This is a genomic window from Gemmiger formicilis (assembly GCF_016901605.1).
In the GTDB taxonomy this organism is placed as follows: Bacteria; Bacillota; Clostridia; order Oscillospirales; family Ruminococcaceae; genus Gemmiger; species Gemmiger formicilis_B.
In genome coordinates this window covers 1-281 of record NZ_JACJKP010000609.1, presented here as the reverse complement: position 1 = coordinate 281, position 281 = coordinate 1, and the positions used below count along the sequence as shown (strand labels likewise).

The window sequence follows — 281 nt, the reverse complement described above, 5'->3', positions numbered from 1 at the left end:
TTGGGCATCATCCGGATGATGGGGTATCCGCTGCCGGCCATCTGCCGGATCTGGTGCATGGAAAGGCCTGCCGCCATCGAAACCAGAACAAAGGGACGGCTTTCGGCGCGGGATTCCAGAACCGGCGCCAGCTCGTCCAGCATATCTTCCATCATCTGCGGCTTGACGCCCAAAAAGATAAAATCACAGATACTGGCTACCTGTTCGTTGGTGCCGCAGGCGCAGCCAAGTTCTTCCGCCAAAGCCTGTGCTTTGGCAGGGGTGCGGTTGGCCAGCAGAAC

The 281-nt window shown here is 58.7% G+C and carries 1 protein-coding gene; it reads right to left on the bottom strand.

What is annotated here, in order from left to right; all coding sequences use genetic code 11:
• The coding region (locus H6B10_RS16140; RefSeq protein WP_204652438.1) for a pyrroline-5-carboxylate reductase family protein at nucleotides 1-281 on the bottom strand (281 nt) is incomplete at both ends.